The 26358-nt window shown below is 64.7% G+C and carries 24 protein-coding genes; 17 read left to right on the forward strand and 7 right to left on the reverse strand.

What is annotated here, in order from left to right:
• Positions 1–441: 441 nt before the first annotated feature.
• The 7 genes from HAP41_RS24985 to HAP41_RS25015 all read left to right on the forward strand — a co-directional run bounded on the left by HAP41_RS24985 (position 442) and on the right by HAP41_RS25015 (position 9583).
• Complete coding sequence (locus tag HAP41_RS24985; RefSeq protein ID WP_224580750.1) at positions 442–2532, forward strand: tyrosinase family protein; 2091 nt, start codon at positions 442–444, stop codon at positions 2530–2532.
• Between the two features lie 18 nt (positions 2533–2550).
• On the forward strand, positions 2551–4830 hold the full coding sequence (locus HAP41_RS24990) for a LodA/GoxA family CTQ-dependent oxidase (protein WP_166096576.1): 2280 nt from the start codon (positions 2551–2553) through the stop codon (positions 4828–4830).
• Positions 4827–5243 carry a hypothetical protein gene (locus HAP41_RS24995; RefSeq protein ID WP_014495276.1) on the forward strand — a complete coding sequence of 139 codons (417 nt, stop codon included), beginning with the start codon at positions 4827–4829 and terminating at the stop codon, positions 5241–5243. The genes HAP41_RS24990 and HAP41_RS24995 overlap by 4 nt, the downstream gene beginning before the upstream one ends.
• A 2-nt stretch (positions 5244–5245) precedes the next feature.
• Positions 5246–6379, forward strand: a complete 1134-nt coding sequence (locus HAP41_RS25000) for a tryptophan 7-halogenase (RefSeq protein ID WP_175618085.1) — start codon at positions 5246–5248, stop codon at positions 6377–6379.
• Positions 6380–6389: 10 nt separating this feature from the next.
• The gene (locus HAP41_RS25005) at positions 6390–8597 is read left to right on the forward strand and encodes a multicopper oxidase family protein (RefSeq protein WP_166096575.1); all 2208 of its coding nucleotides are present in this window, start codon (positions 6390–6392) and stop codon (positions 8595–8597) included.
• Positions 8598–8628: 31 nt separating this feature from the next.
• A complete protein-coding gene (locus HAP41_RS25010) occupies positions 8629–9276 on the forward strand; it encodes a DJ-1/PfpI family protein (RefSeq protein ID WP_166096574.1) in 648 nt (215 codons plus the stop codon).
• A gap of 115 nt (positions 9277–9391) precedes the next feature.
• Positions 9392–9583: a hypothetical protein gene (locus HAP41_RS25015; protein WP_028153368.1), complete on the forward strand. Its 192-nt coding sequence runs from the start codon at positions 9392–9394 to the stop codon at positions 9581–9583.
• Between the two features lie 58 nt (positions 9584–9641).
• Here HAP41_RS25015 and HAP41_RS25020 read toward each other — a convergent pair whose 3' ends face one another.
• Positions 9642–9857 (reverse strand): hypothetical protein, encoded by a 216-nt coding sequence (locus tag HAP41_RS25020; RefSeq protein WP_166096573.1) that lies wholly within the window; start codon positions 9855–9857, stop codon positions 9642–9644.
• Positions 9858–10118: 261 nt separating this feature from the next.
• Between HAP41_RS25020 and HAP41_RS25025 the strand changes: the two genes are divergently transcribed.
• Positions 10119–10439 carry a DUF1476 domain-containing protein gene (locus HAP41_RS25025; protein ID WP_063986370.1) on the forward strand — a complete coding sequence of 107 codons (321 nt, stop codon included), beginning with the start codon at positions 10119–10121 and terminating at the stop codon, positions 10437–10439.
• 18 nt (positions 10440–10457) lie between these two features.
• Here the strand turns inward: HAP41_RS25025 and HAP41_RS25030 are convergent, their stop codons facing one another.
• Positions 10458–11048, reverse strand: coding sequence for a TIGR00645 family protein (locus HAP41_RS25030; protein ID WP_166096572.1), 591 nt, complete (start codon positions 11046–11048; stop codon positions 10458–10460).
• Between the two features lie 162 nt (positions 11049–11210).
• Here HAP41_RS25030 and HAP41_RS25035 point away from each other — a divergent pair, with 162 nt between their 5' ends.
• On the forward strand, positions 11211–11501 hold the full coding sequence (locus HAP41_RS25035; RefSeq protein WP_071913898.1) for a hypothetical protein: 291 nt from the start codon (positions 11211–11213) through the stop codon (positions 11499–11501).
• 31 nt (positions 11502–11532) lie between these two features.
• Here HAP41_RS25035 and HAP41_RS50080 read toward each other — a convergent pair whose 3' ends face one another.
• Positions 11533–11661 carry a hypothetical protein gene (locus HAP41_RS50080; protein WP_256374848.1) on the reverse strand — a complete coding sequence of 43 codons (129 nt, stop codon included), beginning with the start codon at positions 11659–11661 and terminating at the stop codon, positions 11533–11535.
• An 804-nt stretch (positions 11662–12465) separates the two neighbouring features.
• Between HAP41_RS50080 and HAP41_RS25040 the strand changes: the two genes are divergently transcribed.
• Positions 12466–13398: a septal ring lytic transglycosylase RlpA family protein gene (locus HAP41_RS25040; protein ID WP_166096571.1), complete on the forward strand. Its 933-nt coding sequence runs from the start codon at positions 12466–12468 to the stop codon at positions 13396–13398.
• 66 nt (positions 13399–13464) lie between these two features.
• Here the strand turns inward: HAP41_RS25040 and HAP41_RS25045 are convergent, their stop codons facing one another.
• From HAP41_RS25045 to HAP41_RS25055, 3 genes are all read right to left on the reverse strand, one after another.
• Positions 13465–15504 (reverse strand): IPT/TIG domain-containing protein, encoded by a 2040-nt coding sequence (locus HAP41_RS25045; protein ID WP_224580749.1) that lies wholly within the window; start codon positions 15502–15504, stop codon positions 13465–13467.
• Positions 15505–15596: 92 nt separating this feature from the next.
• The gene (locus HAP41_RS25050; protein WP_166080342.1) at positions 15597–16871 is read right to left on the reverse strand and encodes an IS256 family transposase; all 1275 of its coding nucleotides are present in this window, start codon (positions 16869–16871) and stop codon (positions 15597–15599) included.
• Positions 16872–16947: 76 nt separating this feature from the next.
• The gene (locus HAP41_RS25055) at positions 16948–19347 is read right to left on the reverse strand and encodes a beta strand repeat-containing protein (RefSeq protein ID WP_224580748.1); all 2400 of its coding nucleotides are present in this window, start codon (positions 19345–19347) and stop codon (positions 16948–16950) included.
• 584 nt (positions 19348–19931) lie between these two features.
• Here HAP41_RS25055 and HAP41_RS25060 point away from each other — a divergent pair.
• From HAP41_RS25060 to HAP41_RS25075, 4 genes are all read left to right on the forward strand, one after another.
• Positions 19932–20477 carry a phage tail protein gene (locus tag HAP41_RS25060; protein ID WP_166096569.1) on the forward strand — a complete coding sequence of 182 codons (546 nt, stop codon included), beginning with the start codon at positions 19932–19934 and terminating at the stop codon, positions 20475–20477.
• Positions 20478–20587: 110 nt separating this feature from the next.
• The gene (locus HAP41_RS25065; protein ID WP_166096568.1) at positions 20588–21115 is read left to right on the forward strand and encodes a phage tail protein; all 528 of its coding nucleotides are present in this window, start codon (positions 20588–20590) and stop codon (positions 21113–21115) included.
• A 40-nt stretch (positions 21116–21155) separates the two neighbouring features.
• A complete protein-coding gene (locus HAP41_RS25070; protein ID WP_085401505.1) occupies positions 21156–21704 on the forward strand; it encodes a phage tail protein in 549 nt (182 codons plus the stop codon).
• A 10-nt stretch (positions 21705–21714) separates the two neighbouring features.
• Positions 21715–22242, forward strand: a complete 528-nt coding sequence (locus tag HAP41_RS25075; RefSeq protein WP_224580747.1) for a GNAT family N-acetyltransferase — start codon at positions 21715–21717, stop codon at positions 22240–22242.
• Here the strand turns inward: HAP41_RS25075 and HAP41_RS25080 are convergent.
• On the reverse strand, positions 22239–23195 hold the full coding sequence (locus HAP41_RS25080) for an alpha/beta fold hydrolase (protein ID WP_166096567.1): 957 nt from the start codon (positions 23193–23195) through the stop codon (positions 22239–22241). The genes HAP41_RS25075 and HAP41_RS25080 overlap by 4 nt on opposite strands.
• A 152-nt stretch (positions 23196–23347) precedes the next feature.
• Here HAP41_RS25080 and HAP41_RS25085 point away from each other — a divergent pair, with 152 nt between their 5' ends.
• The 3 genes from HAP41_RS25085 to HAP41_RS25095 are packed head-to-tail and all read left to right on the forward strand — an operon-like array spanning position 23348 to position 26342.
• Positions 23348–24610, forward strand: a complete 1263-nt coding sequence (locus tag HAP41_RS25085; protein WP_166096566.1) for a D-alanyl-D-alanine carboxypeptidase family protein — start codon at positions 23348–23350, stop codon at positions 24608–24610.
• Between the two features lie 2 nt (positions 24611–24612).
• On the forward strand, positions 24613–25299 hold the full coding sequence (gene tmk, locus HAP41_RS25090) for a dTMP kinase (protein ID WP_085401502.1): 687 nt from the start codon (positions 24613–24615) through the stop codon (positions 25297–25299).
• Positions 25296–26342 carry a DNA polymerase III subunit delta' gene (locus HAP41_RS25095; RefSeq protein ID WP_166096565.1) on the forward strand — a complete coding sequence of 349 codons (1047 nt, stop codon included), beginning with the start codon at positions 25296–25298 and terminating at the stop codon, positions 26340–26342. Before tmk ends, HAP41_RS25095 begins: the two co-directional genes overlap by 4 nt.
• Positions 26343–26358 lie beyond the last annotated feature (16 nt).

The raw sequence follows: 26358 nt of genomic DNA on the forward strand, positions 1-26358 counted from the left end.
GTCGACCGCGCAAGGCAACGCGAAGTTGGCGCTTGCGGGGGAAAACCAAGTCCGATGGGGAAACGGGCCGGGAAGGGCGAAGCTCGGCTTCGTCGAGCAGTCGTTCGGCGCGGATTCGCTCCCGGTGTGCCTCGGCTTCGTCCCACGACGACTGGAATGCACGCTGCGCTCAATCGCGCAGCGCTTGATGACCGGACACGTCCGACTGCCGGCGCAGAGCTTGAGCAACGCACTCGTGCTCGCATCCGCCTCATCCGCACGACGCATGGCCAGATCTGTCGTTTAAAGGTTGTATGAAATAGATCACGCAACCTGACAAAAATATTCGCGCCTGCTTCGACGTTGAATGTGCGTGTTTACGTGACATCACCCAAAAGTTGTGCTTAGTCTCCGGCCGCCTTCTTCGTCTTGCTGTCCGGGGCTGGAATGGACACCGAAGCATTGACCGTTGCTTATGCGCGCGTGAAGGCGATCCTGGATGAAGCTGCCGGCGATAGCACTGCTGACTATGGTGGCGCTGGACGGTTCTGGGACAAGGGCGCACAGGCGCTGGAGGCGGCCGAGATCTTCGGCATCAAGATGGTTGCTCCAGTGCCGGAGGGGCACGCCTGCTGCATCCCGCCGCACGCGCGCAGCGACGCGTCCGGATTGATCAAGGGATTGCGCGGTGACGCACCGTTCGACGGCGGCAGGTTCCCGGTGCTGCCATGGGGCGGCAAGCGCGTCGCGCCCGCTGACGTCGACCGCATTGCCGACTGGATCGATGCCGGCTGCCCGGATGATGCGACCAGCGTCGCAGTCGAGCTTGCGCCTGGCAAGCCGGCGAAGACTTTGACGGTGAAGGTGAGCGAGATCGCCGAATTTGCGGTTGCCGCCGACGGCTATTCGCCGGCCGCGGATGCCGGCGAGCCCAGGCGGCGCATGAACATCGACTGCATGAGCGAGCCGCAGCTCGAACGCCTGCGCCGCGGCTTCCGCCGGCTTTACGACCTCGACCACTGGCCGGAAGACCGGCGCAACTACAACAACCAGGCGCTGATCCACCAGAACCATTGCCAGCACGGCTGGGAGCGCTTCCTGCCCTGGCACCGTGCCTATCTCTACGAGTTCGAGCAGAACCTTCAGGACTTCGAGCCCGGGCTGATGCTCCCGTACTGGGACTTCACGATGCCGGAGTACCGGCCGGAGGAGCCGGACAAGGGCCGCATCATTCCGAATTCGATGAAGGCCTATCTCACCGAGGAAGCGGCCGAGACGCTGTTGGCAGCGCTCGACCCGGCGCCGACGGCGGCGCAGAAGAAGGCGATCCTGGCGCTCGCGCATGACCGCGTCACCTTCACCTCACAGCACCGCTTCTTCTGCTACGTCATCAGCAAGATCGGCTATGCGGCCGTCACGCCGGATACTGAGAATGCCAACCGCCAGCGCTTCATCGACGCGCTGCTTCAGTCGAACTCGCTCTGGTATCCGCTGCGCTATCCGGCCGAATATCCCAAGGGACAGACTATCAACCAGGCGATCAACTATCATTACCCGTCGGCCGACGACATCGCCCAGATCCTGAGCCTCAACAATTTCCGCGACTTCGGCGGCGGCAGCATCTACGACGCGGCGTTCGGGTTCCTCGACCAGAATCCGCACAACACCATGCACATCTGGACCGGTGGGCAGAATCCGGATGCAGGGCAGGCGACCTATGTCTGCAAAGATGCCCCGACCGCGGCGGCTGCGTCGCAATCCGACGCCGAGACCACATGTCTGCGCGCGCTCGCCAAGCGCCGCAACGATGCCGTACAGGTCGGCGGGCGCCGTTTCCACGCCCGCTCGGATCTTTATTCGCAGCCGGGCTCCGGCGACATGTTCAGCAACCTGACGGCCTCCTACGATCCCGTGTTCTGGCCGATCCACGTTAATATCGATCGGATCTGGTGGGAGTGGCAGAAGCTCAATCCGAATGCGCTGCCGGCCGATCTCGATTCCGTGCTGTCGCCGTGGAACTACACCATCCGCGACACCCTCGACATCGCGCCGTTCGGCTACGAATACGTCCGCAGCTCGCATTTCATGCCGGTCGGGCTCGAGGCGCCGGTCAGCCGCTTCGTGTCGCAGCCGATCAACGTGCCGCAGGCCGCGCGCAGCTTCAAACGCGCGGAGATCCGCCTGCATCAGGTGCCGCAATTGATGCGCTCCTGCTTCGTGCGCGCCTTCCTGAACGAACCCGGGGCCGACGCCTCGACGCCGATCAAGGGCAATCCGCATTACGCCGGCTACATCTCGATCTTCGGGCATGGGGCCTGCTATGGCGGGCCCGGCCATTGCGATATTCCGCCGCCGCAGCCGCGGCGCTTCGATCAGCGCGGGCGCAGCCACAACACGCCACGCGTCCATCGCATCGACGTCACGGCCGCCGCCAGGCAGGCGCTCAAGAAGAAGGGCCCGCTGCAGATCACGTTGGTCGTGATCGGCGGCGACTACCAGGAGGAGAGGGAGCTTCTGAAGCTGGAAGGCGTGTCGATCAGCTTCCTGGATTGAGAAAGCGGCGGGGAAGTCATGGCGACGTATCGAATCCATCCGGGCATCGGCATCGCGCGCCTGGGCAACAGCGACAGCGAATTCTACCTCGCGCCGGAGACGCCCGCGGCGATGCCGCTCGCCTGCGACAGTTTCGGCAATCCCCTGCACGGCCCCGACGGGGTCACACCTGTCCCGGTCAAGACCTTCAAGGATGCGCAGGGTCGCGTGAAGCGGCAAGCCGCGCGCTTCCAGATCTTCGTCTATGACGACGAGTCCCCGGAAGGCAGGCCGCTGGCGCTCGGCGATGCCGTGGAGGGCGGCGGCAATCATGGTGTGCTCGTCGACATCCAGTGGCGCGTCTATGTCGCCAACAAGAAGGCCTCTTGGTACCCGTTCACCGAGCTCAAGGGCGAGCATGGCTACGCCCCCGGCAGCGCGCGCCGCAACGCCGACATCACCGGCCAGGACCGCGACCTCCTCATCATCGATCCCGGCCCGCGCAGCGTGAACGCGACCACCAACCGGCGCGCGCATTTCGATCGCTCGGGCGGCCCCGGCGGCTATGCCACCACGTTCCCGCCCAGGGGCCTCCAGCCGTTCGACATCGACACGCTGGGCGAGATGATGACCGACAACAAGGGCCGCCTGGTCGTGCTCGGCGGTCACGGCAATTCGGGCATGGACGTCAACGGCAGCTTCGGTCCGAAGATCGAGGACTATGCCAACACCGACGGCTGGTACGACGACATCTCCGATGGGCCGGTGATGGCGCGGCTGATCATGTATTCGAAGCAGGTCGGCCAGACCCGCTACATCGACGTCGAGTTTCCGGCCTGGGTCGTGGTCGGCTACCCGCGCTTCGTCCCTGAGATCCTCGACATGATCACGATGGACGAGGTGCTGTACGATCTCTATGTGCGCCAGTTCGCCACCGATACCGGCATCTATGGGACGCTCGGCACCTATGACGATCCGCAGCAGATCCCGTTCCGCGACGAGGCGGCGCTGCGTCACTGGCAGGCCGGCCGTCTTGCCTGGAATCGCAACTACCGGCCGTGGTTCTATCGCGACATCTGGCCGATCCTGTTCCGGCCGGATGAATTCAGGTATCTGAACGATATCCTTCAGCAATCGAACTACCCGCACGATCAGGCGCAGCGCGGCACGTTCGATCCGGACAAATTATCAAAGACCCCGAAACGCGCGACGCGGCCGACGGAAACGGCGACACCGTCGGATGCACAGTTGCGCGATGCCAGTCAGGGCGAAGCGGTCATGGCGGTGGCGGCGGTCGCAGGTCCGACCCACTATTCCAAGGCCGACGATCCCTACGGACCGATGCGCCGCTTCCTGTTCGATCTGTTGCGCCGTGCGGGCGAGGCCAATTCCTTCCAGGTGCAGGACCGGGCATCGTCGCGCGTCCATTCGCTGCCGCTGATGCCATTGCTGTGCGGCGACAATCCGCTGACCAACGAGACGCCGTCGAAGTTCCTTCATCTCACCCAGTACCAGCTCTTCATCCTCGGCCAGTGGGCGCGCGGCTGGTTCATCAACGAGCAGGAGGAGGGCTGGCTGCCCGACGGTTATTCACCCTTCGCGCCTTATCCGAAGACGCCGCCGAAGACCGGCCGCGAGCTCGACCGCGGCGTGCTCAGCAACGTGCTCGGCGGCGCCTTTTGTCCGGGCGCCGAGCTCGGCTGGGTGATGCGCAATCCTTCGATCTACTGGGCGCCGTATCGCATCAACGCCGATCGCAGCGTCTCGGATTTCCTGCAGAGCGCCGCCCAGGCCAATCAGGACCACGGCACCGTGATTGCGGACCCGACCTTCAACGTCAACTCGCCGCTCAGCCAGGACAACGACTTCGAGACCGGTCTTCAGCCGGGTGACCTCACCAAATATATGGGGCTGCCCTGGCAGTCCGATTTCAACGAGTGCACGACGCAGCCGATCAACATCACCTACGCCGACTGGAACAATCTCTGGCCCGGCAGCGACAATGACGATCGCTTGCGGCGCGACGAGAAGACCTGGACCACGCTGTGGTGGCCGGCGCATCGGCCATTGCAGTCGTTCGAGATCGCCTCGGTCTCGAACGGTAAGCCCAATTACGTCTGGACCACGTGGAGCCGCGGCGTCCCGCAGACGCCGGTCGGCGACCTCAAGATGGTCACCGAGTGGTCGCTGCTCGGTTTCATCGTGCGCAATCCCTACGAGCCGGCCGTCAAGCCCGCCGACAGTTATCAAGGGCCCAAATACATCAGCGTCGAGCGAACAACCGGGTCGCGGCCCGATCCCAAAAGCGAGGCATCATGAGCGACAATCCATTCGTCGGACATTGGACCTATCGCAGCCTGCTCAACGATCCCGACGTCAACACGGCCTTCAACAATCTCGAATTCGGCCGCGGCACGATCGAGATCGTGGACGGGCCGATGCAACTCTTGACCGGCACGATCGGCGGCCCGGGCTGGTCGCTCGCGCTGAAGGGATCGCGCGCCTATGGATCGCCGATGCAGGTGCGTTTCCAGGGCACCGGCGTCGTCGGCGGCGAGGAATGGATCTACGATTATTGGGGCTCGCTGGTGCCGGCCTGGCCCAATGGCGTCGACCAGCGTCCGGCCATCGTCGGCTCGGTGATCCGGACCATCCCGCATAGCGGCGGCTCGCCCGGCACGGTGGCGCCTGCCGGCGTCGTGGCGTCGTTCTACGCAGTCCGGGCCGACTGACCTTGGCCGCGTTCGACATCATCGTTGCAGGCGCAGGTCCAGCCGGCGCGGCCGCTTCCCGCGCGCTTGCGATGTGCGCGCCGGAGCTTCGGGTGGCCGTGATCGCGCCGTCCGAGCGGCGCGGGCGAGGTGAAGGACGGGGCCAGGGACGAGGTGAGGTCTTGTCACCGCTGGTCCAGCCGGTGCTGCGGCAGCTCGGTCTCTGGCCGACTTTCCTGGCGCAGGGCTTTGCGCCGTCGCACCGCACGCTCACCTCCTGGGACCAGGCCGGCCTGACGTCGAGCGAATTGCTACTGGAAGCGCGCGGGCCGTCATGGCGCGTTGACCGCAGGGCGTTCGATGGCTGGCTCACGGCGGAGGGTTGCCGCGCGGCCGAGCGCGTCGATGCGAAGGTCTGTCATCTCGCGCGCGAGGCGGACGGCTGGTCGGTCGCGTGCGACGACGGCAACAGCCATTCGGCCCGATTGGTCATCGATGCCACGGGCCGCGCCCGCGCACTCGCCGACCGCCAGGGGTCGCGGGCGAAAGCGCAGGACCGCCTGATTGCGGCCTATGCCGAGGCGACGACGTCGGGACCGGCGGCACCGGAACTGCTCGTCGAGGCCTTTGAAGACGGCTGGTGGTACACGATGGCACTCGACCAGGGCAGGCGCGCCTTTGCGTGCATGACCGATGCCGATCTCGCGCGTGGCCTCAGGCTGAACACGCCGGACGGCTGGCGCAGAGCTCTCGCCAGGACGCAATTCGTCTCGGCGCTCGCGAGCAAGATCATTCGGCTCGAACCACCCCGCTTGATCCCTGCGGGCAGTCGGTACGCCGCAACGACTGCCGGCTTCCATTTCCTCTGCGCAGGCGATGCCGCGAGCGCTTTTGATCCGATCTCGGGTCATGGCGTGGTCAAGGCCATGCGCTCGGGCGTGTTCGCCGCCTATGCCGCCAGCGATTGCCTCGCGCGCGGTGATGCGGCCGCTCTCGATCGCTACGGCGCGTGGATCGCGCGCGAGGCTGCGGCCTACGCGACGACGCTGAGCGAACACTACGGCAGTGTTTCGCGCTGGCCCGAGCGCCCGTTCTGGCGGCGCCGGCGTGCCGACGCGCCTTCACGCAATCCTTCGAGCAGTCTTCTGGAACAGTAGGGCGGACAACATGATGAAGAGCTTCGCGCGAATTGGTCTTGTCATCGCCGCGCTGGGACCGAGCCTTCCAGCATTCGCGGCGCCGGTTCCCCGTGCTTTCGAGCCGCCGCCGACGCTGCCCGGACAGGGCAATGTCGTGGCCCTGGAGGCCGCGGTGGCGCCGGCCGTCGGCGGTTGCCGGCCGCAAGGATCGATCTCGCGCAGCGGCTCGATCGTCTCGGTGGTGCTCAACTTCGTGCGTGGCCGCTTCTTCATCAACAACCCGGATCCGACCGATCCGCAACCGGATGGCCTCGACCCCGTCGAGCTGCGCTCCTATGGCGGCTGCAAGTCGGGCCCGGCGATCATCGTCAAGCCCGGCGATACGCTGCGCGTCGACCTGATCAACCAGCTCGCGAAGGACGACCCGAGCTGTTTGCCCAATCCTCCGGAGGGGCTGGGCTTGCCGGCGTTGGTCGGGTGCTTCAACACCACCAACCTGCACACGCACGGCCTGCACGTTTCGCCTGCCGGCAACAGCGACAACGTGCTGCTCAACATCGCCCCGCAGACGAAGTTCCCCTATGAGATCAACATCCCCAACGACCATCCGGCGGGGACGTTCTGGTATCACGCCCACCGTCATGGCTCGACGGCCGTGCAGGTGGCGAGCGGCGCCTCGGGCGTGCTGGTCGTCAAGGGCGAGCGTCCCTATACGCCACCGTCGCCGCAGAACCCGAAGCCGATTGCCGATATCGACACGGTCCTGCATGACGTCAACGGCGCCCCGTTCAAGGAGCAGCTCTTCCTGTTTCAGCAGATCGCCTATGCCTGCTTCGCCAACCAGCCGAACCAGCCCGGCGGCCCGTGGCAACAGATCTACACCACGCAGGGACTCTACAACGCCAGCAGTCCGGCAAATATCGCGAACGCGCCGTGGACGTGCCCGCTGGCGACGTCAGGCAATCCGGTAAGCCCCGGCGTCGTCGAGAACTTTGGCTTGCAACTGGACTCATCGTCGATCTGGGACACCAATGGCCGCTTCACCAGCGTCAATGGCATCGTGCAGCCGACGCTCACCGTGCCGGCGGGCGAGATCCAGCGCTGGCGCTTCGTGCATGCCGGCATTCACGATACGATCAACATTCAGCTCGTGCGCGCCACGCCGGTCGGCACAACGAACCTGATCGCGACCTCGGCGCTGAGCGGCAACCGCCAGCAGCAGAAGGCCGATCTTCTGGCCGCCTGTAACGCCTCGACGGGCACACTGATCCAGCAGTTCGAGATCGCATCCGACGGTCTGACCCGGACCAAATTGCGCACCGTGCACGCCTCGCAAGTCGGCGGCGTGCTCGAATCGAACTACATGCAGCCCGGCTATCGCAGCGACGTTCTCGTCGTATTCCCCTCGGACGGCGACTATTGCCTGCTCAACCAGGCGGCGCCGAAGGCTGAGCGCGTGTCCAACGGCAACGGCGGCGGGCAGGGGCCGACGACGCCGCAATTGCTGGCCTATGTCCATGTGCGCGGAGGGCAGCCCGTGACGGGGGACCTGCAGGCCTATGTCGGCAAGGCGCTGTACGATGCCAATCCGACGTTGCCGGACGCCGTTCGCACCGGGCTGCGTGACGGCGATCTGCGGCCGTGGGCGCCATTCGAAAACCTTGCGCCGCCAGCTGCCGGCAGCCAGCAGCAGCAGGCGGCCTTTGCGATCAACTTCCCGGCCTTCACGGTCAACAACGCCTCGTACGATCCCGACGTGGTGAACTTCACGCGCGAGGTCAACACCACGGACGACTGGATGCTGTCCGCGCAAGGCGAGCCGCACATCTTCCATATCCACGTCAATCCGTTCCAGGTGATCGACGTCACCACCACCAACACCAACGGTCAGCAGATATCGATCTACAATCCCGACGGCACCTGCAAAGCTGACATCGTGTATGCCGACAAGCAGCAACTGGCCAACCAGTATTGCGGCATGTGGCACACATTCCGCGACACGATCATCGTCGAGAACAACTATCAGATCCGCGTCAGGACGCGGTACGACCGCTACATCGGCGAGTACGTCCTGCATTGCCACATCCTGGACCACGAGGACGCGGGCATGATGGCCAATATCGCGATCGTTCCCGACCTCAACGCGCCGGGCGGCGGCCTCGGGATGGCGGGGATGCGCCATGCCAAGCAGCCGACGGCGACACCCGCGGCGACGCCCGTAGGCCACAAACATTGATCGTCACAGGAAGCAGGGAGGATTACGCGCGATGAAGATCGGCATCCCCGTCTACGACGGCGTCGACATGCTCGACGTCGCCGGTCCCTTCGAAATGTTCGACTGGGCCGACTTCGACGTCGAGGTCGTCGCGGCAAAGCCGGGAATGAAACGGTTTCGCAACCGGGGATTTCCGTTCGAGGTCGCAAAATCCTTCGCGGAATGCACCCAGTATGATGCCGTCTGGATTCCCGGCGGCGATCCAGACGCGCTCACCGAGATCATCAACGATCCGCACCGGACCTACGTCCAGTTTCTGACCAGGCAGGCCGCCGGTGCGAAGTACGTGTGCTCGGTCTGCGAGGGAGCAATGCTGTTCGCGGCATCGGGCCTTCTCGACGACCACTGGGCGACGACGCACTGGGCTTTCCTGGAATGCTTCCCGACGCTGTTCCCGAAGGTGAAGGTTGCCGACGGACATCCGCGTTTCGTGCTGGATCGCAATCGCCTGACCGGAGCCGGAATATCCGCGGGCCTCGACGAGGCCCTGATGTTGATCACGCTGCTCGGAGGCACGGAGCTGGCGCGTCAGGTTCAGCAAAACACCGAATACTATCCGGATCCGCCCGTGCGCAGCGCGATTCCCGCAGCGCCGCAGTGCCCGCTCACAGGCGTCAAGCCGCCGGGGTCGATGCAATAGGTCCGGCCGACCGAATGCATCATCTAACTATCTGATATGTTGATACTTCAATCGGCCGCGTCGACTGCCGGGTTCAACTCATGGAACCGTTTCGTTGCTTGCGCGTTGTCTCCGCATGACCGAAGACCTTTCCTTCCGACGCAAACCCCTGACCCCTGAGCAGCGCCAGGCTCGTGATGCCGCACGCCGGATCGAGGCCGAAAAGGCCATGCGCGATCACGAAGAGGCCCAGAAGGCGTTTTACGCCAATAAGGAACGGCTGAGGGCCGAGCGGCTCGCGCGCGAAGCGGCCGAGGCGAAGGGCTGACCGAACGCGGTCGTCGCCCAAAATCTTCTGAGGCGATCTCCCAACCGGAGACCGGCAGCTAATGCCGATTGGACATTCCCGTTGCGCTCAAAGCCAGCTTGAGCGCCTGGACGGCGCCGGCGAACGCGCCGCGGGGCGCTTGCGCCTCGATCGCGATGCGACAATCGTCGGCGACCTTGAGCAACCCGCTTCGCGCGAGATCCATGGTGGAGAGGGCAGCCTGCTCCAGGCAGACCCGTTCAAGCCGTCGAAACTCCCGCAGCTCTTTTTTCATGCGCCAGCTCTCGATGTCCCCCGGCCCATCCGGCGCCGAGTCTGCTTAACGGACGGTAAACATCTCTGCCTAGCCGATTTGGCTGGCGCGGCGCTGGTGCGTGCCGTGCCCACGCCCGGGCTGCGGTGCACCACCGCGCAGACTTGACGGCCTCTGCCTTCCGGGAGGAAGATTCAAATGATCCTAAACTGACGAGAACCACGGAGACGTTCGCTCCCAGCCAGTCCGATTCTCCTCAGCGAAAACGCATTGGAGCTGACCATGACCACGTTCGACAAGCGCGAGCAGGGCTTTGAGGCCAAATTCGCTCACGACGAGGAATTCATGTTCAAGGCCACGGCCCGGTCCAACAAGCTGCTCGGGCTCTGGGCCGCGGGCCAGCTCGGGCTCAGCGGCGACGCCGCGGCAAGCTACGCAACGGCGCTGGTGACAGACAATCTGGAGAGCCAGAGCATCGACGATGTCGTGGGCAAGGTGTCCGGCGATCTTGCCGCCAAGGGCGTGGCGCGCGAGCAGGTCGCGCAGAAGCTTCAGGAGTGCCTGCACCAGGCGCTCGCGCAGCTCGAAGCAAGCAAACAATAAGAAGGCCGGCCGTTGCCCTCACTCGGCGTGCTTGCGCATTCCGGAGTCGCTGAGCCTGTCGACGTAGGCAATGCCGATCGCCGAGGCGATGAAGGTGATGTGGATCAGGACCTGCCACATCACGCCGGTCTCGGTGAAGCCGGCGCGGTTCGAGCCGAGATTGCCGGCCTCGATGAAGGTGCGCAGCAGCGCGATCGAGGAGATGCCGATGATGGCCATGGCGAGCTTGATCTTCAGGACGCTCGCATTGACGTGGCCGAGCCATTCCGGCTCGTCGGGATGACCCTGGAGGTCGAGCCGCGAGACGAAGGTCTCGTAGCCGCCGACGATCACCATCACGAGCAGATTGGAGATCATCACGACGTCAATCAGCGCCAGCACGCTCATCATGATCTGCTGCTCGGTGAGATCGATCGCGTGCCGGGACAGATGCCAGAGCTCCTTGAGGAACAGCACGATGTAGACGCATTGCGCCACGATCAGTCCGAGATAGAGCGGCAGTTGCAGCCAGCGCGAGCCGAAGATTATCATCGGCAGCAGGCCCAAACGCGGCAACGGCGGGCGGGGTTCGGTGCGCAGTTCGGACTCGGGTCCAGGCTCAACCGACATTCAGGCAGCATCCTCGCGAGCTGAGATGATCTCGCCTTCATGTAACCCGACAAGATGGCCGGTGGAAGACGGCCAAGCCGCTGGCTGCGGCCGGCAGATCGCGCAGTCTCGTGCTACCGTGCCGAACGGCCAAAGAGTCAGGGCTTGAATGGGGAGGCGGGGGTGTCTTGGAGCGGCTTCGGCAAAGGGCTCGGCGGCATCGCGGTCGCCGTCGCAATCGTGGTTGGCGCCGGTGGCGCGGAGGTCTCGGCGACGCCGCTGACGCCGTTTCGCTACGAGGCGCAGGCGCAACGTCATTGCCCGCACGATCAGGTGGTCTGGCTCGATTTCAGGAAAGGCATCTACTACGGCAAGGGCCAGAAGCGGTATGGCCAAGGTTTCGACGGCAGCTTCGTCTGCCTGAGCGAGGCCCGCGACAGCCTTTATCGCCGCTCGCTATTGGGCCTGCGCTGAGCAGCGGGTGATTCGGAGGTTTGGGGGACGGCTATTTCCGGTCCGGCAGCTTCACCGGCACGTGCGGGGAGGTGCTGATCACCCGGGGACTTCCGTCGGGATAGGTGCGGTCGCCGCGGATCAGCGATTCCAGAACCAGAAAAAATTTCTCAGCAAGCATTTGCGTCACCCTCGTTGGTGATGGCCTCTTGAAATGAGTCGAGGCGCCGAACGCAGAAATTCAATCAACTAAACGGGAGCAGGGCAATACCGGACAGCGCTGTATGCTGCATCGCGGTGTAGTTGTGGTTAGAAAGAAGGAGACTGGTGGTGGTGCTCAGGCGAAGGCCAGTGCCACCAGGCTCGAGCAGAGAAGAAACAAGCCGCCGGCGGTCAGTGCCAGGAAGCCATCGGATACGAAGTCATGATTGCGCATGGGACACCTGCCGCTCTCGTGTTCGATGCTCGGTCGGATCGATTAAGATTGTCCGAACGTGCCGTCTTGAAAGAGGTGATCCTTGCCGTCCGCGCGAATGCCCTCAGGCCCTCGTGCGGTAACCTTCAAACGCATGGGCCAGGAAGATCCCCGCGCTTACCAGACCCATCAGTGCCGAAACCGTCTCGATCATCGTCAAATTCCAGTTCGCCCCTGCAACCGAGAAAACGCGTGCGGCCTTGCACAGTCAAAAGAATTCCAGTGAGCCACAAGACAATGGGGCTGGAGTGAGGATTTGGCGCAACAGAATGTCCAGGAGTGGCACAGAGCAGGGGGCCTGCGCTCCGTAGATCAACGGGGAGAAGCGAACGCCCCGTTTACCATCCCGGCGTGAACGCTGTGGGCTCCCCATTTCCGCCGTGTTCGGGTTGCGTTATCCTTACTGCTTCCGACGCGGTGGTGGGCCGCCTTGGATTTTGGGACCGGACAGCGCTCCCCCGTAGCCAAAGCGGGTTGGGTATGCCTCCGGCGAAGTGGTATTTGGGGCGCATGGGGATCCGACGGTCAGATTCGGTTTTGCGGGCCGCGCGCGGTGTTGCCGCGGTCGCGACCTGCCTCGCGCTCGCCAATTGCGCCTCCTCGAACAAGTTCGCCAGCCGGGTCGATCCGAAATACGGCGTGTCCTCGAGCCCGCGGGTCGTGGCGTTTGGGGATCCGGTTCCGAAAGGCGGCGGCACCTACCGCGTCGGCAAGCCCTATGTTGTGGGCGGCCGGACCTACGTGCCGGAGGAGGACGTCAACTACCGCGCCGAGGGTATGGCGTCCTGGTACGGCGACGATTTCCACGGCCGCCTGACCGCCAATGGCGAAGTGTTCGACATGACCTCGCTGACAGCGGCGCATCCGACCCTGCCGATGCCGTCCTATGCGCGGGTGACCAATGTCTCGAACGGCAAATCGCTGATCGTGCGCGTCAACGACCGCGGGCCCTATCACGGCAACCGGCTGATCGACGTCTCGAACAAAGCCGCTGAACTCCTTGAATTCAAAGGCAATGGCGTCGCCAAGGTCCGTGTCGAATACGTTGGCCGGGCGCCGCTGGAAGGCTCCGACGATCGCCAACTGATGGCGACCCTGCGCACCGGGATCCCGGCGCCGTCGCCCTCGATGGTGCGGGTTGCCTCGGCAAGGCCCTTCGTGCCGGAGCTTCCGTCGTCGAACCGCGGCGCCATTCGCGGTGAGGTTCCGACGCCGGAGGGGCGGCCCTATAATCTCGGCAACACCTCCGCCGACATGGCGTCGCTCAACGCGACCTCGGAGATGTCGGCCTCGAGCCGCAGCCGCAGCCGGGGCCGGGCGCTCCAGAACGCGCGTGCCGTGTCCTATGACGAGGATGGCCGCTACGCGACCGAGAACGCACCGTCATCGGCCGACGGCGCCGCCGAGGCCCGCAGCATCCTGAGCGGCCGCGGCCTCTACTAAGCAGGTACCAAACCGGCAAATCCGGCGAGCGGCGTAGCGCCGCTGGCCCGTCGTCGCGCCCAGGGATCAGAATGGGATGCGCGCGCGTCCCGTGAACGTCCAGATCTGCGTGTTGCTGCCGATGCCGCCGAGTTCGGCGCCGAAGCCGACCGTGGTGCCACCCGCCAGCCTTGCGCCGATGCCGCCCGTGATGCGGGCTGACCAGCCCTGGAGCAATGGTGTCGAAGCGAGCGGGATGCCGCCCGCAGCAACGATCGCGGCCGCATCGTCCTGCGTGAAGTAATAGTCGGCAAAGACGCCGGCATAGGGCGCCAGCAGCACGCTATCGAGCCACGGTATGGGGTAGGAGACCCTGTTGCCGGCAGACGCGCGGCCGCTCGAGAAGGTGCGGGCCGCCTGCTGGGTGCCGAGCGAGTCGACATAGGCGTTTTCCCGCTCCCAGATCGCGTAGACCTTGGCCGACGGTTCGATATTGAAATTGGCCCAGCTGTAGCTGCCGGTGAAGCCGGTCGCGAATATCCAGCGATTGCCGTTGAAATTGCCTTGCGCCGTGCCGGCGGTGCCGTCATAGCCGATGCCGGAATAGGTCACGGCCACGTCGTAACGCAGCGTCGGGATGATCTTCCAGCCGAGATAGGCGCCGACGGTCCAGCCGTCGCCCTTCAGCTTTCCGTTGATGTCGGTCTGGGTGTAGCTGAAGTTCTCGTAGCCGCCGGTCACACCGACCAGCAAATTGGGTCTCGCCCGGTAGGTCAGTCCGGACAGCAGGTTGATCTGCTGGCCGAAGAGCGTGGCCTGGGTTGCACCCTGACCGATGTTGCCGGACGAGCCCCATTGATCGATGCCGGTGCCGCGCACGTCGATCCAGAACAGCCAGTCCCTCTGCTCCCTGAAGCGCGCAGCCGGTGCCTTGGTCGGAGCCGCCCGATCGATCGCGGCGAAGGCGTCATCGATCCGCGAGGAGCCGCGCCCGCGGCCGCCGGTCCGGCCGGAGCCGCCGTCGCCCGAATAGGCGTTCAAACTTTGAGAACCGGGCTGCTGACCGGATTTGGGCTTGTCGTCCTCATCGCCGTCGGGCGCGGCGGCGAAATTGACGCGCAGCCCGCCCGCGCCTGGCGTGATGTATTGCCCGCCGTCGCTGAACCCTTCGGAAATCGCGGTGTCAATCGAACCGGAGATCGCCTGTCCCGAACTCTGCGCCACGATCTTGGTGACGTTGAGCTGGAGGGCGCGCAGCTTGGCGCTGTCGGCGGGCATGTCGATCGACTGGTTCAGGGCCGGCGAGGTCGAGGCGTTGAAGGCCACACTGCCGTTGTAGGTCACCGTGATGCTGTGATTGCCGACGGCGAGCGTCGTCGTGGCAAAGGTGGCGACGCCGGCCGACAGGCTAGACGTGCCGATCGGCGTGCCGCCGTCGTTGAAAGTGACCGTTCCCGTCGGCGTTCCGCCCAAGCTGCTCACCTTGGCCGTGAACGTTACAGACTCGCCGTAGCTGCTCGGATTCTTCGACGAGGTGAGCTCCGTGGTGGTCGTCGCGGACAGATAGGTGAACCTGTCTGCCGCCGAGGTCGGCGACGTCCCTCCGGCCGTCGTCACGGTGACATCGACCGTGCCGGCGCCGGGCGGCGAGGTTGCCGTGATCGACGTTGCCGAATTAACCGTGAAGCTGGTCGCGTTGTTGGCGCCGAACTTCACTGCGGTGGCGCCGCTGAATCCGGTCCCCGTGACCGCCACGGAGGTGCTGCCGATCGCGGATCCGGAGCTCGGTGAGATCGAGCCGACCGTTGGTGCCGGCGTGTAGCTGAATTGGTCCGATGCCGATGTGGCGGACGTTCCGCCTGGCGTCGTCACGGTGACATCGACCGTACCGGCGCCGGCCGGCGAGACCGCGGTGATCGAGGTTGCCGAATTGACCGTGAAGCTCGATGCATTCGTCACCCCGAACTTCACGGCGGTCGCACCGGTGAAATTGGTACCGGTGACGGTCACCGACGTGCCGCCTGCGAGCGGGCCGCCTGTCGGCGAGATCGACGTCACGGTCGGCACGGCGAAATAGGTGAACTGGTCTGCCGCCGATGTGGCCGAGGTGCCGCCCGTGGTCGTCACCCTGACGTCGACGGTACCGGTGCCGGCCTGCGATGTCGGGGATGTCCCGATCGCTGTTGAACTACGTCGGGTCGACGTTGCCGGAATGAATATTACGCAGCCCTCGTGACGTGGGCAACGGACTTGATTGTCATGCGATCGTGGTGAGCTTGAAGGGCCGCACGCAGAACCGACAATTGCTTATGCGCCTTCAATCGTCGGAAGCCCTTGTTGGCCTCGATCATACCGGCCGCGACCCATCGCAAGGCCATACCGGCATCCCGCCAGCGTTTAACGTTGCGCGTGACGCGGCGAATGGTGCCCATCATGTTCTCGGCGATATTGGTACAGGCGAGCGATCGGCGAAGCTCCTTCGGCAACTTCAACCGGACGACAGTCAGGATTTCGTCGAGGCCTTCGAGGATACTGGCCGCAACGCCGGGCCATTGCTGGTCGAGTCGACGCGCGAGATTGCGGATCAATTTTTCAGCCTTGTCGGCGTCATCGAGCTCCCAGGCCTGGCGCAGCACCCGGCGGGTGGCCGCATGATGCTCTTTCGGCAGGCGTTCCATGATGTTGCGCGCCTTGTGGATCTGGCAGCGCTGGATCGCAGCGGCCGAACCGAAGGTGCGGCGGATCGCCTTCGACAACGCCTTCGCGCCGTCGGCGATGAACAGTCTTGGCACCGTCGGGTCGAGCCCGCGCGAGACCAGGTTGTCCAGCAGGGCCTGAACCGTTGCTGCATTCTCGGTCGCCCCTTCCACCAGCGCCAGCGGATGCTTGTTGCCTTCGCCGTCAACCCCGATCGCGGCCACCAGCACGAGATCGTCGTCGAGATGCAGCCCGTCGATTTGGACCACCAGAAGGTCGAGCGCGGACAGATCGGCAGCCATGAAGTCGGCCAGCCGCGCCGCCGACAGAGCCACGAACCTCCGCGAGGCCGCCGACTTCGAAATCCCCGATCCGGGCGGTGCCGGCACGTCACCCTCGGGCAGCCGGACGGCGCGGCCGAACCGGCGCGTCGACACATTGATCAGCATCAGGTTCATCGCCCAGCGACCGAGCCAGTCCTCCTGCGCCGCCGTTTCCCAGCTCGGGATCGTGACCTCGCGGCCGTCCATGCCCCGGACCCGCGGGCGACCGACCTCGATCTTGCCGCCGTGGAAACCGATCCGCCCCCGCGTTCGGCCCCAACGGTGCGCCCGCCGCGCCGCATCACGACCGTGGCGCGGCCCGCAGGCCGCTGTCACATCCGCCTCCATCATCGTGCCGAGCGCCTCGATTCCTGCCGCAAGGCAGAACCGATCGAAGCTCGCTCGCACTTCCGCAAATGATTTCTCCACAGCCCCGGTCGCCGGCCAACCAGCCGGTGTGATATCTCTCGTCATGGCGTTGCTCTCCTTTGTGGAATCAGCACCCCGAGCCTACCGGCTCAAGGTGGGCAACGCCGACCTCTTCAGAAATTCAACAGAACCCGGGACATCCCCGCGATGTCGCGGTGATCGAGGTTGCGGAGTTGACGGTGAAGCCCGCCGCCGCGGTTGCACCGAACGTCACGGCTGTCGCGCCGGTGAAATTGGTGCCCGTGATCGTTACCACCGTGCCGCCGGCCGCCGGCCCCGACGTCGGCGAAAGCGACGTGACGGCTGGCGTGGCGACATAGGTGAACTGGTCGGCGGCGGAGGTGGCCGAGGTGCCGCCTGGATTGGTCACGCGGAGGTCAACGGTGCTGGTACCGGCGGGTGACGTCGCGGTGATTGATGTTGACGAATTGACGGTGATACTCGTTGCGGCGGTTGCGCCGAATGTCACTGCGGTGGCGCCGGTGAAGCCTGTGCCCGTGACCGTCACGACCGTGCCGCCTGTCTGCGGACCCGTAGTCGGTGAGATCGAGGTGACGGTCGGCGCGGCGGTGTAGGTGAATTGGTCAGCGGCGGACATTGCCGACGTTCCGCCCACGGTGGTCACTCTGACATCTACGGTGCCGGCCCCGGCAGGCGATGTCGCGGTGATCTGGGTTGCCGAATTGACGGTGAAGCCGATTGCCGCCGTGGCGCCGAACGTCACCGCCGTTGCACCTGACAGATTAGCGCCGGTGATCGTGACCGTCGTGCCGCCGGCAAGGGGGCCGCCTGTCGGCGAAATCGACGTGATCGAGGGAGGGCCGGCATAGGTGAACTGATCAGCCGCCGAGGTCGCGGACGTCCCGCCCGGCGTCGTCACCCTGACGTCCGCGACGCCGGTCCCGGGCGGCGAGGTCGCTGTGATCGATGTTGCCGAATTGAACGTGAAGCCGAGCGCGGCCGTCCCGCCGAATGACACGGCCGTGACGCCGGTGAAATTTGTGCCTGTGATCGTCACCACCGTGCTGCCGGCCGCCGGCCCCGACGTCGGCGAAAGCGACGTGACGGCTGGCGTGGCGACATAGGTGAACTGGTCGGCGGCGGAGGTGGCCGAGGTGCCGCCGGCTGTCGTCACCCTGATGTCGATCGTGCTGGTTCCTGCCGGCGACGTCGCGGTGATCTGGGTCGCCGAATTGACCGTGACGCCAGTCGCAGCCGTTGCTCCGAACACTACGGTCGTCGCGCCTGTGAAGTTGGTGCCGGTGATGGTTACGGTGGTGCCGCCAGCGCCCGGACCCGAGGTCGGCGAAATCGAAGTGACCGTCGGTGCCGGAACATAAGTGAATTGATCGGCTGCTGACGTTGCCGATGTTCCGCCCACGGTCGTCACCGTGATGTCGACCGTACCAGTGCCTGCGGGCGATGTCGCGGTAATCTGGGTCGCCGAATTGACCGCGAAACCGGTTGCCGCCGTTGCGCCGAACGTGACCGCAGTTGCTCCGGAGAAGTTCGTACCGGTGATGACCACGGTCGTGCCGCCGGTCTGCGGACCCGATGTCGGCGAGATCGACGTCACGGTCGGCGGCGCGGCATAGGTGAACTGATCCGCAGCCGAGGTCGCTGATGTCCCGCCCGGTGTTGTGACCCTGACGTCAACAGCACCGGCGGCACCCGCCGGCGAGGTCGCCGTGATCGATGTCGCTGAATTGAATGTGAAGCCGGCCGCCGCGGTCCCGCCGAACGTCACGGCCGTGACTCCGGTGAAGTTGGTGCCGGTGATCGTCACCGATGTTCCGCCGGCGGTGGGGCCTGCGGTCGGTGAGATCGAGGTGACAGTCGGGGCGGCAATATAGGTGAACTGGTCTGCCGCCGACGTCGCCGACGTCCCGCCGGCGGTCGTCACTCGGACATCCACGGTGCCAGTCCCGGCCGGAGATGTCGCGGTGATCTGGGTCGCCGAATTGACCGTGAAGCCGGCCGCGGCCGTTGCCCCGAACGTCACGGCCGTCGTACCTGTGAAATTGGTGCCAGTGATGATCACGTTGGTGCCGCCTCCACCTGGGCCTGAAGTCGGCGTAATCGAAGTGATGGTCGGCGCGGGGACGGGCAGATTGATCGTGAACGTGTAAGCGGTGTTTGCTATCGAACTGCCGGAGCAGCCCACGTTGAAATCGCTGCAGCCCGGCGCGTAATACAGGATGATCGTGTCCTGTCCGTTACCTGTCTTGCTGTTCAGCGTGATATCGATCTCGGCCTGGCCGGCCTTCGCGGATTGACCGTTTTGGTTCGGGTTCGTTGGATGAAATGTGTAAGTTGCCTTTGACGTGGTCGGATTATAATCGGCCGCTGTGAGCAGTGCGCTGCCCAAATGGCCGCTCGAATTTGCGATCGGTGCATTGTAAAAGGCGTCTGTGCCCGCGACGGAATAGACGCCGTATACAACCGAGTCGTCGGCCGCGGCTGCGCCGACGGTCAGACACAGGCGATAGATCTGACCGACCGACGTGAAGTTGATGGTCACGCCCGACGTCGAATCCGTCGTTTGATCGCAAGCCGCGTTCGCCGCTGCCATCGCGCCGAGCATCACGACGGCCGCGATGCAGATGCGTTGAGCCGCCCGCCAGAGAGAGCGCAATATCCGCGAAGGCGTAGCTTCACCATCGCGTGTCGGGACGGCCAGTTCCCCGACTATCTCTGGAATGGCCACCGCAATTGCGTGACTCACCGGCCCCCCTTAGCGGCAGCTCTCGATAGAGCATCCGCCTAAAATCCCTGATTGTGAAATTATTCGCCTATATCGTTGCGTGCATTTGACGGGACGCGGTGCGCAACGCAAGCGAACGAGCCAGCCAAACGGCCGGTACCAAGTCGCGGGCACTACTTTCCGGCGAACCGTTGCATAGTGGCAACAAAAGCGTGCTTTGATGGCAATCGACGGAAACGCTTGACGCGTCAATTTATGGTTGCGCTTGCGCTTGACTGTCGACGCTGGCTGTTCAACAATCTTGGCGAGTGGGCCGCAATAAATTCATTCTTTAATTTAAGTGCCGCCGTCGTGGTCTGCATCATCACGCGACGGGTCGTTAGATTTTTGGGGGAGGCGTCATGCCGTTACAGCCGGTTCTCGGACAAATCATGCCTTTTGCGGGCGCAGTGATTCCCAGAGGTTGGGCGCTGTGTAACGGTGCGCTGCTGGCCATCCAGCAAAATGCCGGGCTGTTCTCGTTGCTCGGCACCTATTATGGCGGCAACGGAGTGACGACGTTTGCACTCCCGGATCTGCGCGGTCGCGCGATCCTCGGCTCGAGTGGCGCCGGCCAATATCCCGTGGGCATGACCGGCGGATCGTATATGGCCAGCCTCAATGTGCAGCAGCTCCCGGCCCACAATCATCTCATTCAAGTGTCTGCAGCGGTCGGAGGAGGCGGACGCGGGAGCGTCCCTCCCACAGGCAACGTCTTCGCGACAAACTCACTGCCGGCGACCAATCCGACGAAGATTTTTGCCGCAGCCGGGAGCGGCGACACGCCATTGGCCACCGCCACCAATCTGGTGAACGAAGGCGGCAACCAGCAGCATAACAACATGCAGCCCTATCTCACGATCAGCTATCTGATCGCGACGCAGGGGATTTTTCCGTCGCGAAGCTGAGCGGCTGCACGGCCGCATTTTCGCAAACGTAATCCGTCCACTTCAATTTTCCCATATTCGCGCATTCGCCGATCGGATCGGAACGGGCGCACACCAAAGGATCATATGCGATGGCAGATCCGTTTCTCGGCGAGATCAGGTTGTTCGGCTTTCCGCGGGTGCCGGACGGCTGGTTCGCCTGCAATGGACAGTCGGTCTCGATTGCCCAGTTTGAGACGCTTTACGCCGTGATCGGCACCACCTATGGCGGCGATGGCGTCAACACGTTCAACCTTCCTGATCTACGCGGCCGTGTGCCGATCGGACAGGGACAGGGGACAGGCCTTCCGAACTATACGCTGGGCCAGCCCGGGGGTGAGGAGAACCACACCCTGATCGAAGCCGAAATGCCGACCCACAGTCATGCGCTGATGTCCTCGACCGTGACGGCAACGGATGTAACGCCCGGGCCGACCCTTCATCTTGCCACGGCGTCAGCAGGTGAACTCTACGCACCGATTGCGAACGCTGGGACGTACTCCACGATGGCCCCCTGCGTCGCCACTTCGGGCAACAGCCTCGGGCACAACAACATGATGCCGAGCGTCGTTGCCAATTACTGCATTTGCTACGCGGGCGTCTTCCCTTCGTCCGGTTAGGCTGCGCACGCATCCGTATTCAGTCTCAAGGAAAGACAACATGTCAGATCCGTTCGTCGGAGAAATCCAGGCTTTTACGTTTCCTTTTGCGGTCGGCGGCTTCAACAGCGCCTGGCTGCCGTGCGGCGGCCAGCTCCTGCCAATTCAGGGTTACAGTGCGTTATTTGCACTCATCGGTACCTACTACGGCGGCAATGGCACGACCAATTTCGCCTTGCCGAACCTGAACGGTTCGGTCGCGATCGGTCAGGGGCAAGGCCCGGGATTGCAAAATTATGTCGTCGGCGAGACCGTCGGCAGTTCGACGGTGACGCTGATCGGCGACAACATGGCGAGGCACACGCACGCCCTGCAACTCGGCGACAAGAGCGCGACAGGCGCTACGGCAGGTCCCGGCGCGGCGGGGACCACGGTTGCGATCGACCCGAACTTCACCGGCTTCACGGCGCCACCCGGCAGTCTCACCTTGGTGCCAAGCGCCGTCACACTCACCGGGCAGAACCTGCCGCACGACAACATGCAGCCGACCCAGGCGATCGTCTGGTGTATCGCCTATGCGGGAATCTTTCCGGCTTTCGGCAGCTCCTGAACGATCTTGAGTGCGCGACGGCATGATTGACGGCGCGCCGCTCGACATCGTCCCGGACGATCCGGCGCTTCGGCTTCGGCCCGCAGGCCCGAATGACGAGCCGTTCATCCGGCATCTCTTCGAGGAGGTGCGGACGGGGCAATTCACCGCGACCGGATTGTCCGGGCCGATCGTCGGCCAGATCATCGCGCAACAGTTCCGCGGCCAGGCGGCCAGCTATGCCGCGCAATTTCCGGGTGCGATCTCGCTGATCGTCACACAGGACGCGACCGCGATCGGCCGGCTGCTGCTTCATTGCGAAAGCGAGCACTGGCACATCATGGACATCGCGCTGCTGCCGGCCGATTGCGGTCGCGGCGCCGGCACGAAGATCCTCGACGCTCTCGAAGCGAGCGCACGGCAGCAGGGTGTCGGCGCGCTGACGCTCTCGGTGCTCGCGGACAATTCGGCCGCGCTCAGGTTTTACCTGCGGCGAGGATTTGCCGAGACCGGGCCGGCGGGCGCCGCTCACATCGCGATGAAAAAGGATCTCGGCTAACGCGCAGCCACTTCGTGCAGGAACTTCAGCAGCGCAGCGTTGACCTCGTCGGGCCGCTCCTGCTGGACCCAATGGCCGGCGCCCTCGATGATCAGCTTCCGCGTCAGATTGGGCAGCACGCGCTCGAGCTCGTTGACGCGCTTGGCGCCGATCAGGCCGGTGATGACGGCGTCTTTCGAACCGGCAATGAAGAGCGATGGCTGATGGATCTGCGCGTCCTGCCAGGGCGCCGTCAGCTCCCAGTTGCGGTCGAGGTTGCGATACCAGTTCAGCCCGCCGCGGAAGCCGGACTTGCGGAAGCTTTCGGTGAAATAGGCGAGGTCAGCCTCGCTGAGCCAGTTGGGCAGCGGCTCCTCGGCGAGCGCGTGACCGAGAAAGCCCTTGCCCTCCTGGACGAACATCGCGGCGCTGGGATCGGCAAGGCCGCGCCCGCCGAGCACGATGCGCATGGTGCGGGCGATGTCACGCTCGAACTCGGCCTCGGCGACGCCGGGTGTCTGGAAATACTGCCAGTAGAAATTGGTGACGCCGCCCTGGCGCAGCAGATCGAGCGGCTTGCCGCGGCCGCGGAATGGCGGCGGCACGCTCAGGCCCGCCACCGCCGTGAAGATGTCGGGCCGGAACAACGCCGCATGCCAGGCTACCGGCGCGCCCCAGTCGTGGCCGACCACCATCGCCTTGCTCTCGCCGAGCGCGTGCACGAGGCCAACGACGTCGCCGACCGTGTCGAAGATCGAGTAGGCGGCAACGTCCGCCGGCGCCGCGCTCTGGCCGTAGCCGCGCATGTCGGGGGCGACGACGTGGAAACCGGCGTCCGCCAGCGCCGGGATCTGGTGGCGCCAGGAGTAGGATAGCTCGGGCCAGCCGTGGCACAGCACCACCAGCGGACCCTGGCCGGCCTCGCGGATGAACAGGTCGATCCCGTTGGCCTTGATCACGCGGGTGGACAACATCGCTTTTCCGCCTTGTTTCAGGGGTTTGGTCGGGAAATATCAGGTGCCACGATAGGGGCGCGCCGAGAATCGTGCAATCTCGGGTTCGGCGGCCAGCCCCGTGTTGTTCGCACCGGTTCCTGCTGTTAGAACGCCGCTCTCAGGGCTTCGCCATGGCATTTCGTCTTTTTCCGCTCCGTCGCACCCGGTTCTCCGCCGGTGCGCTGGCGCGCGGGCTGATCGCGGCGGTTCTGGTGGCGGGCATCGGCTGGGGCGGTGCCCTCTACGCCGCCAACCAGAGCATCCAGGGCGCCAAGAAAGCCGAGGATTCCGGCTTCGACGGCGACGCCCCCACCGCGATCCTGATCGAGGCCTCCAGCGGCAGCGTGCTGTTCGAGAAGAACGCCGACGAGCTGCGCGCGCCCTCCAGCATGATGAAGCTGATGACGGCCGAGGTGGTCTTCAATGCCATCAAGAAGGGCGACATCAAGCCGACCGACGAGTACCGGATCAGCGAGAACGCCTGGCGCAAGGGCGGGGCGCCCTCGGGCGGCTCGACCATGTTCGCCGCCATCAACAGCAAGGTTTCGGTCGACGATCTCCTGCATGGCGCGATCATCCAGAGCGGCAATGACGCCTGCATCGCGCTGGCCGAGGGCATTGCCGGCAACGAGAAGATCTTTGCCGCCGACTTCATGACCAAGCGTGCCCGCGAGCTCGGCATGACGAAGTCGACTTTCGGCAATTCCAACGGCCTGCCCGATCCCGGCAACAAGATGACGGTGCGCGAGCTCGGCATCCTCGCGCGCCACATCATTCTCGACTTCCCCGAATTCTACAAACTATTCGGCGAGAAGGAGTACACCTGGAACAAGATCCGCCAGCCCAACCGCAATCCTCTGCTCAATTCAATGGAAGGCGCTGACGGTCTGAAGACCGGCTACACCAAGGAAGGCGGCTACGGCATGGTCGGCTCGGCCGTGCAAAACGGCACGCGGCTGATCGTGGTCGTCAATGGCCTCGAAGATTCTGAGGATCGCGCCACCGAAGCCAAGAAGATGCTGGAATGGGGCTTTCGCAATTTCGAGACCCGCACCTTGATCGCGGCCGACCAGCAGGTTGGCTATGCAAAAGTGTTTGGCGGCGAGAGCCGCTCGGTCAAGCTGGTCGCCAAGACGCCCGTCAAGGTGATGGTGCACAAGAACGGCAGCGACAAGCTGATTGCGCGCATCGTCTATAGCGGACCGGTGCGCGCGCCGATCGAAGCCGGCCAGAAGGTCGGCGTGGTCAAGGTCTGGCGCAGCGGCAATATCGCGGTGGAGACGCCCGTCTATGCCGCCGAAGCGATCGGCACCGGCTCGACCATGCGCCGCGCGATCGACGGTGCCAGCGAGCTCGTGATCGGCATGTTCCGCGCGGGCGCCGAGAAGCTCTGATCATGAGTGAGAGCGCAGCACAGCGACCGTCCGGACGCGGACGCTTCATCACCTTTGAAGGCGGCGAGGGCACCGGCAAGTCGACCCAGATCAAGAAGCTCGCCGACCGCCTCACTGCGGCGAGGATGCGGACCCTCGTCACGCGCGAGCCCGGCGGCTCGCCGGGTGCCGAGATCATGCGCCACCTGGTGCTGTCGGGGATGGGCAAGCTGCTCGGGCCCGAAGCCGAGACGCTGCTGTTCGCGGCTGCTCGCGATGACCATGTCCGCACCGTGATCCAGCCTGCGCTCAATCGGGGCGCCTGGGTGCTGTGCGACCGCTTCGCCGACTCGACGCGGGCCTATCAGGGCAGCCTCGGCCGCGTGCCGATGGGCCTGATCAACGCGATGCAGCGGGTCACGATCGGCGATCTCAAGCCGGACCTCACCCTCATCCTCGATTTGCCGGTCGAGATTGGATTGCAGCGCGCCGCCGTGCGTCGTGGTAGCGGCACACCTGACAGGTTCGAGGGCGAGCAGCTCAGCTTCCACCAGGGCCTGCGCGAGGCCTATCGCAAGATCGCCGAGGACGATCCCGGCCGTTGCGTCCTGATCGATGCCAATTCCGATCCCGACACGGTTGCTGGACGAGTCTGGACGGCGCTGCGCGACCGTCTTCTCCCAACCCCTGCATCGGTGGTTTCCCTATGAGCCCGCGCCAGGCCGAACGCGAAACCGCCATTCCGCATCCGCGCGAGACGAGCCTTCTGTTCGGCCATCGCGAGGCCGAAACGGCGCTGCTCGCGGCCTATCGCAGCGGGCGCATTCCGCATGCCTGGTTGATCGGCGGGCCGCAGGGGATCGGGAAGGCGACGCTGGCCTATCGCATAGCGCGCTTCGTGCTTTCCAACGGCCAGCCGCTGGCGCCGTCCGTGCAGCGCGCCGAGACCCTCGCGATCGATCCTGATAACGCCGTGGCGCGGCAGGTTGCGGCCAGCTCGCATGGCGGGCTGTTGACGCTGGAACGCACCGCCAACGACCGCGGCGTGATGCGCACCGTGATCACCGTGGACGAGACGCGCGAGACGATCGGTTTTTTCGGCTCGACTGCCGCGGCAGAAGGCTGGCGCGTCTGCATCGTCGACACCGTCGACGAGCTCAATCCGAATGCCGCCAACGCACTGCTGAAAATCCTCGAGGAACCGCCGCAGCAGTCACTGTTCCTCCTGGTCAGCCACGCGCCGGCGCGTGTGCTCGCCACGATCCAGTCGCGCTGCCGCAAGCTGCGCCTGCGCCCGCTCGGCACGGATGATGTGATCGGCGCCGCAGCTTCGGCGGCTGACCTCGATCCGAACGATCCGGCGCTACACGAGGCCGCGGAGGCCTCCGAGGGCAGCGTCGCGCGGGCGCTGACGCTGCTCGGCGGCGATGCCCTGAAGCTGCAGCAGCGCACGGCGGCGCTGCTCGCGCGCCTGCCACAGGTCGATCCGCGCGAATTGCACACGCTCGGCGATTCGCTCGGCACCAGCGATCGAGTCGCGCTGGCGGCCTTCATCGACGGCATCGATCGCTGGATTGCGGAGCGCCTGCACTCCGACGAGGCCAATGCCAACCAGAATCTGCCGCGCCTTGCGCGCCTAGCTGAGGTATGGGAAAAGATCGCCCGCGCCGCGCGCGACACTGAAACCTACAATCTGGAGCGAAAGCCCTTGGTTTTCTCGGTGTTCGGCTGGCTGGCGGACGCAACGCGCTAGAGCATGATCCGGAAAA

Source organism: Bradyrhizobium barranii subsp. apii, assembly GCF_011516635.5.
Lineage (GTDB): Bacteria > Pseudomonadota > Alphaproteobacteria > Rhizobiales > Xanthobacteraceae > Bradyrhizobium > Bradyrhizobium barranii.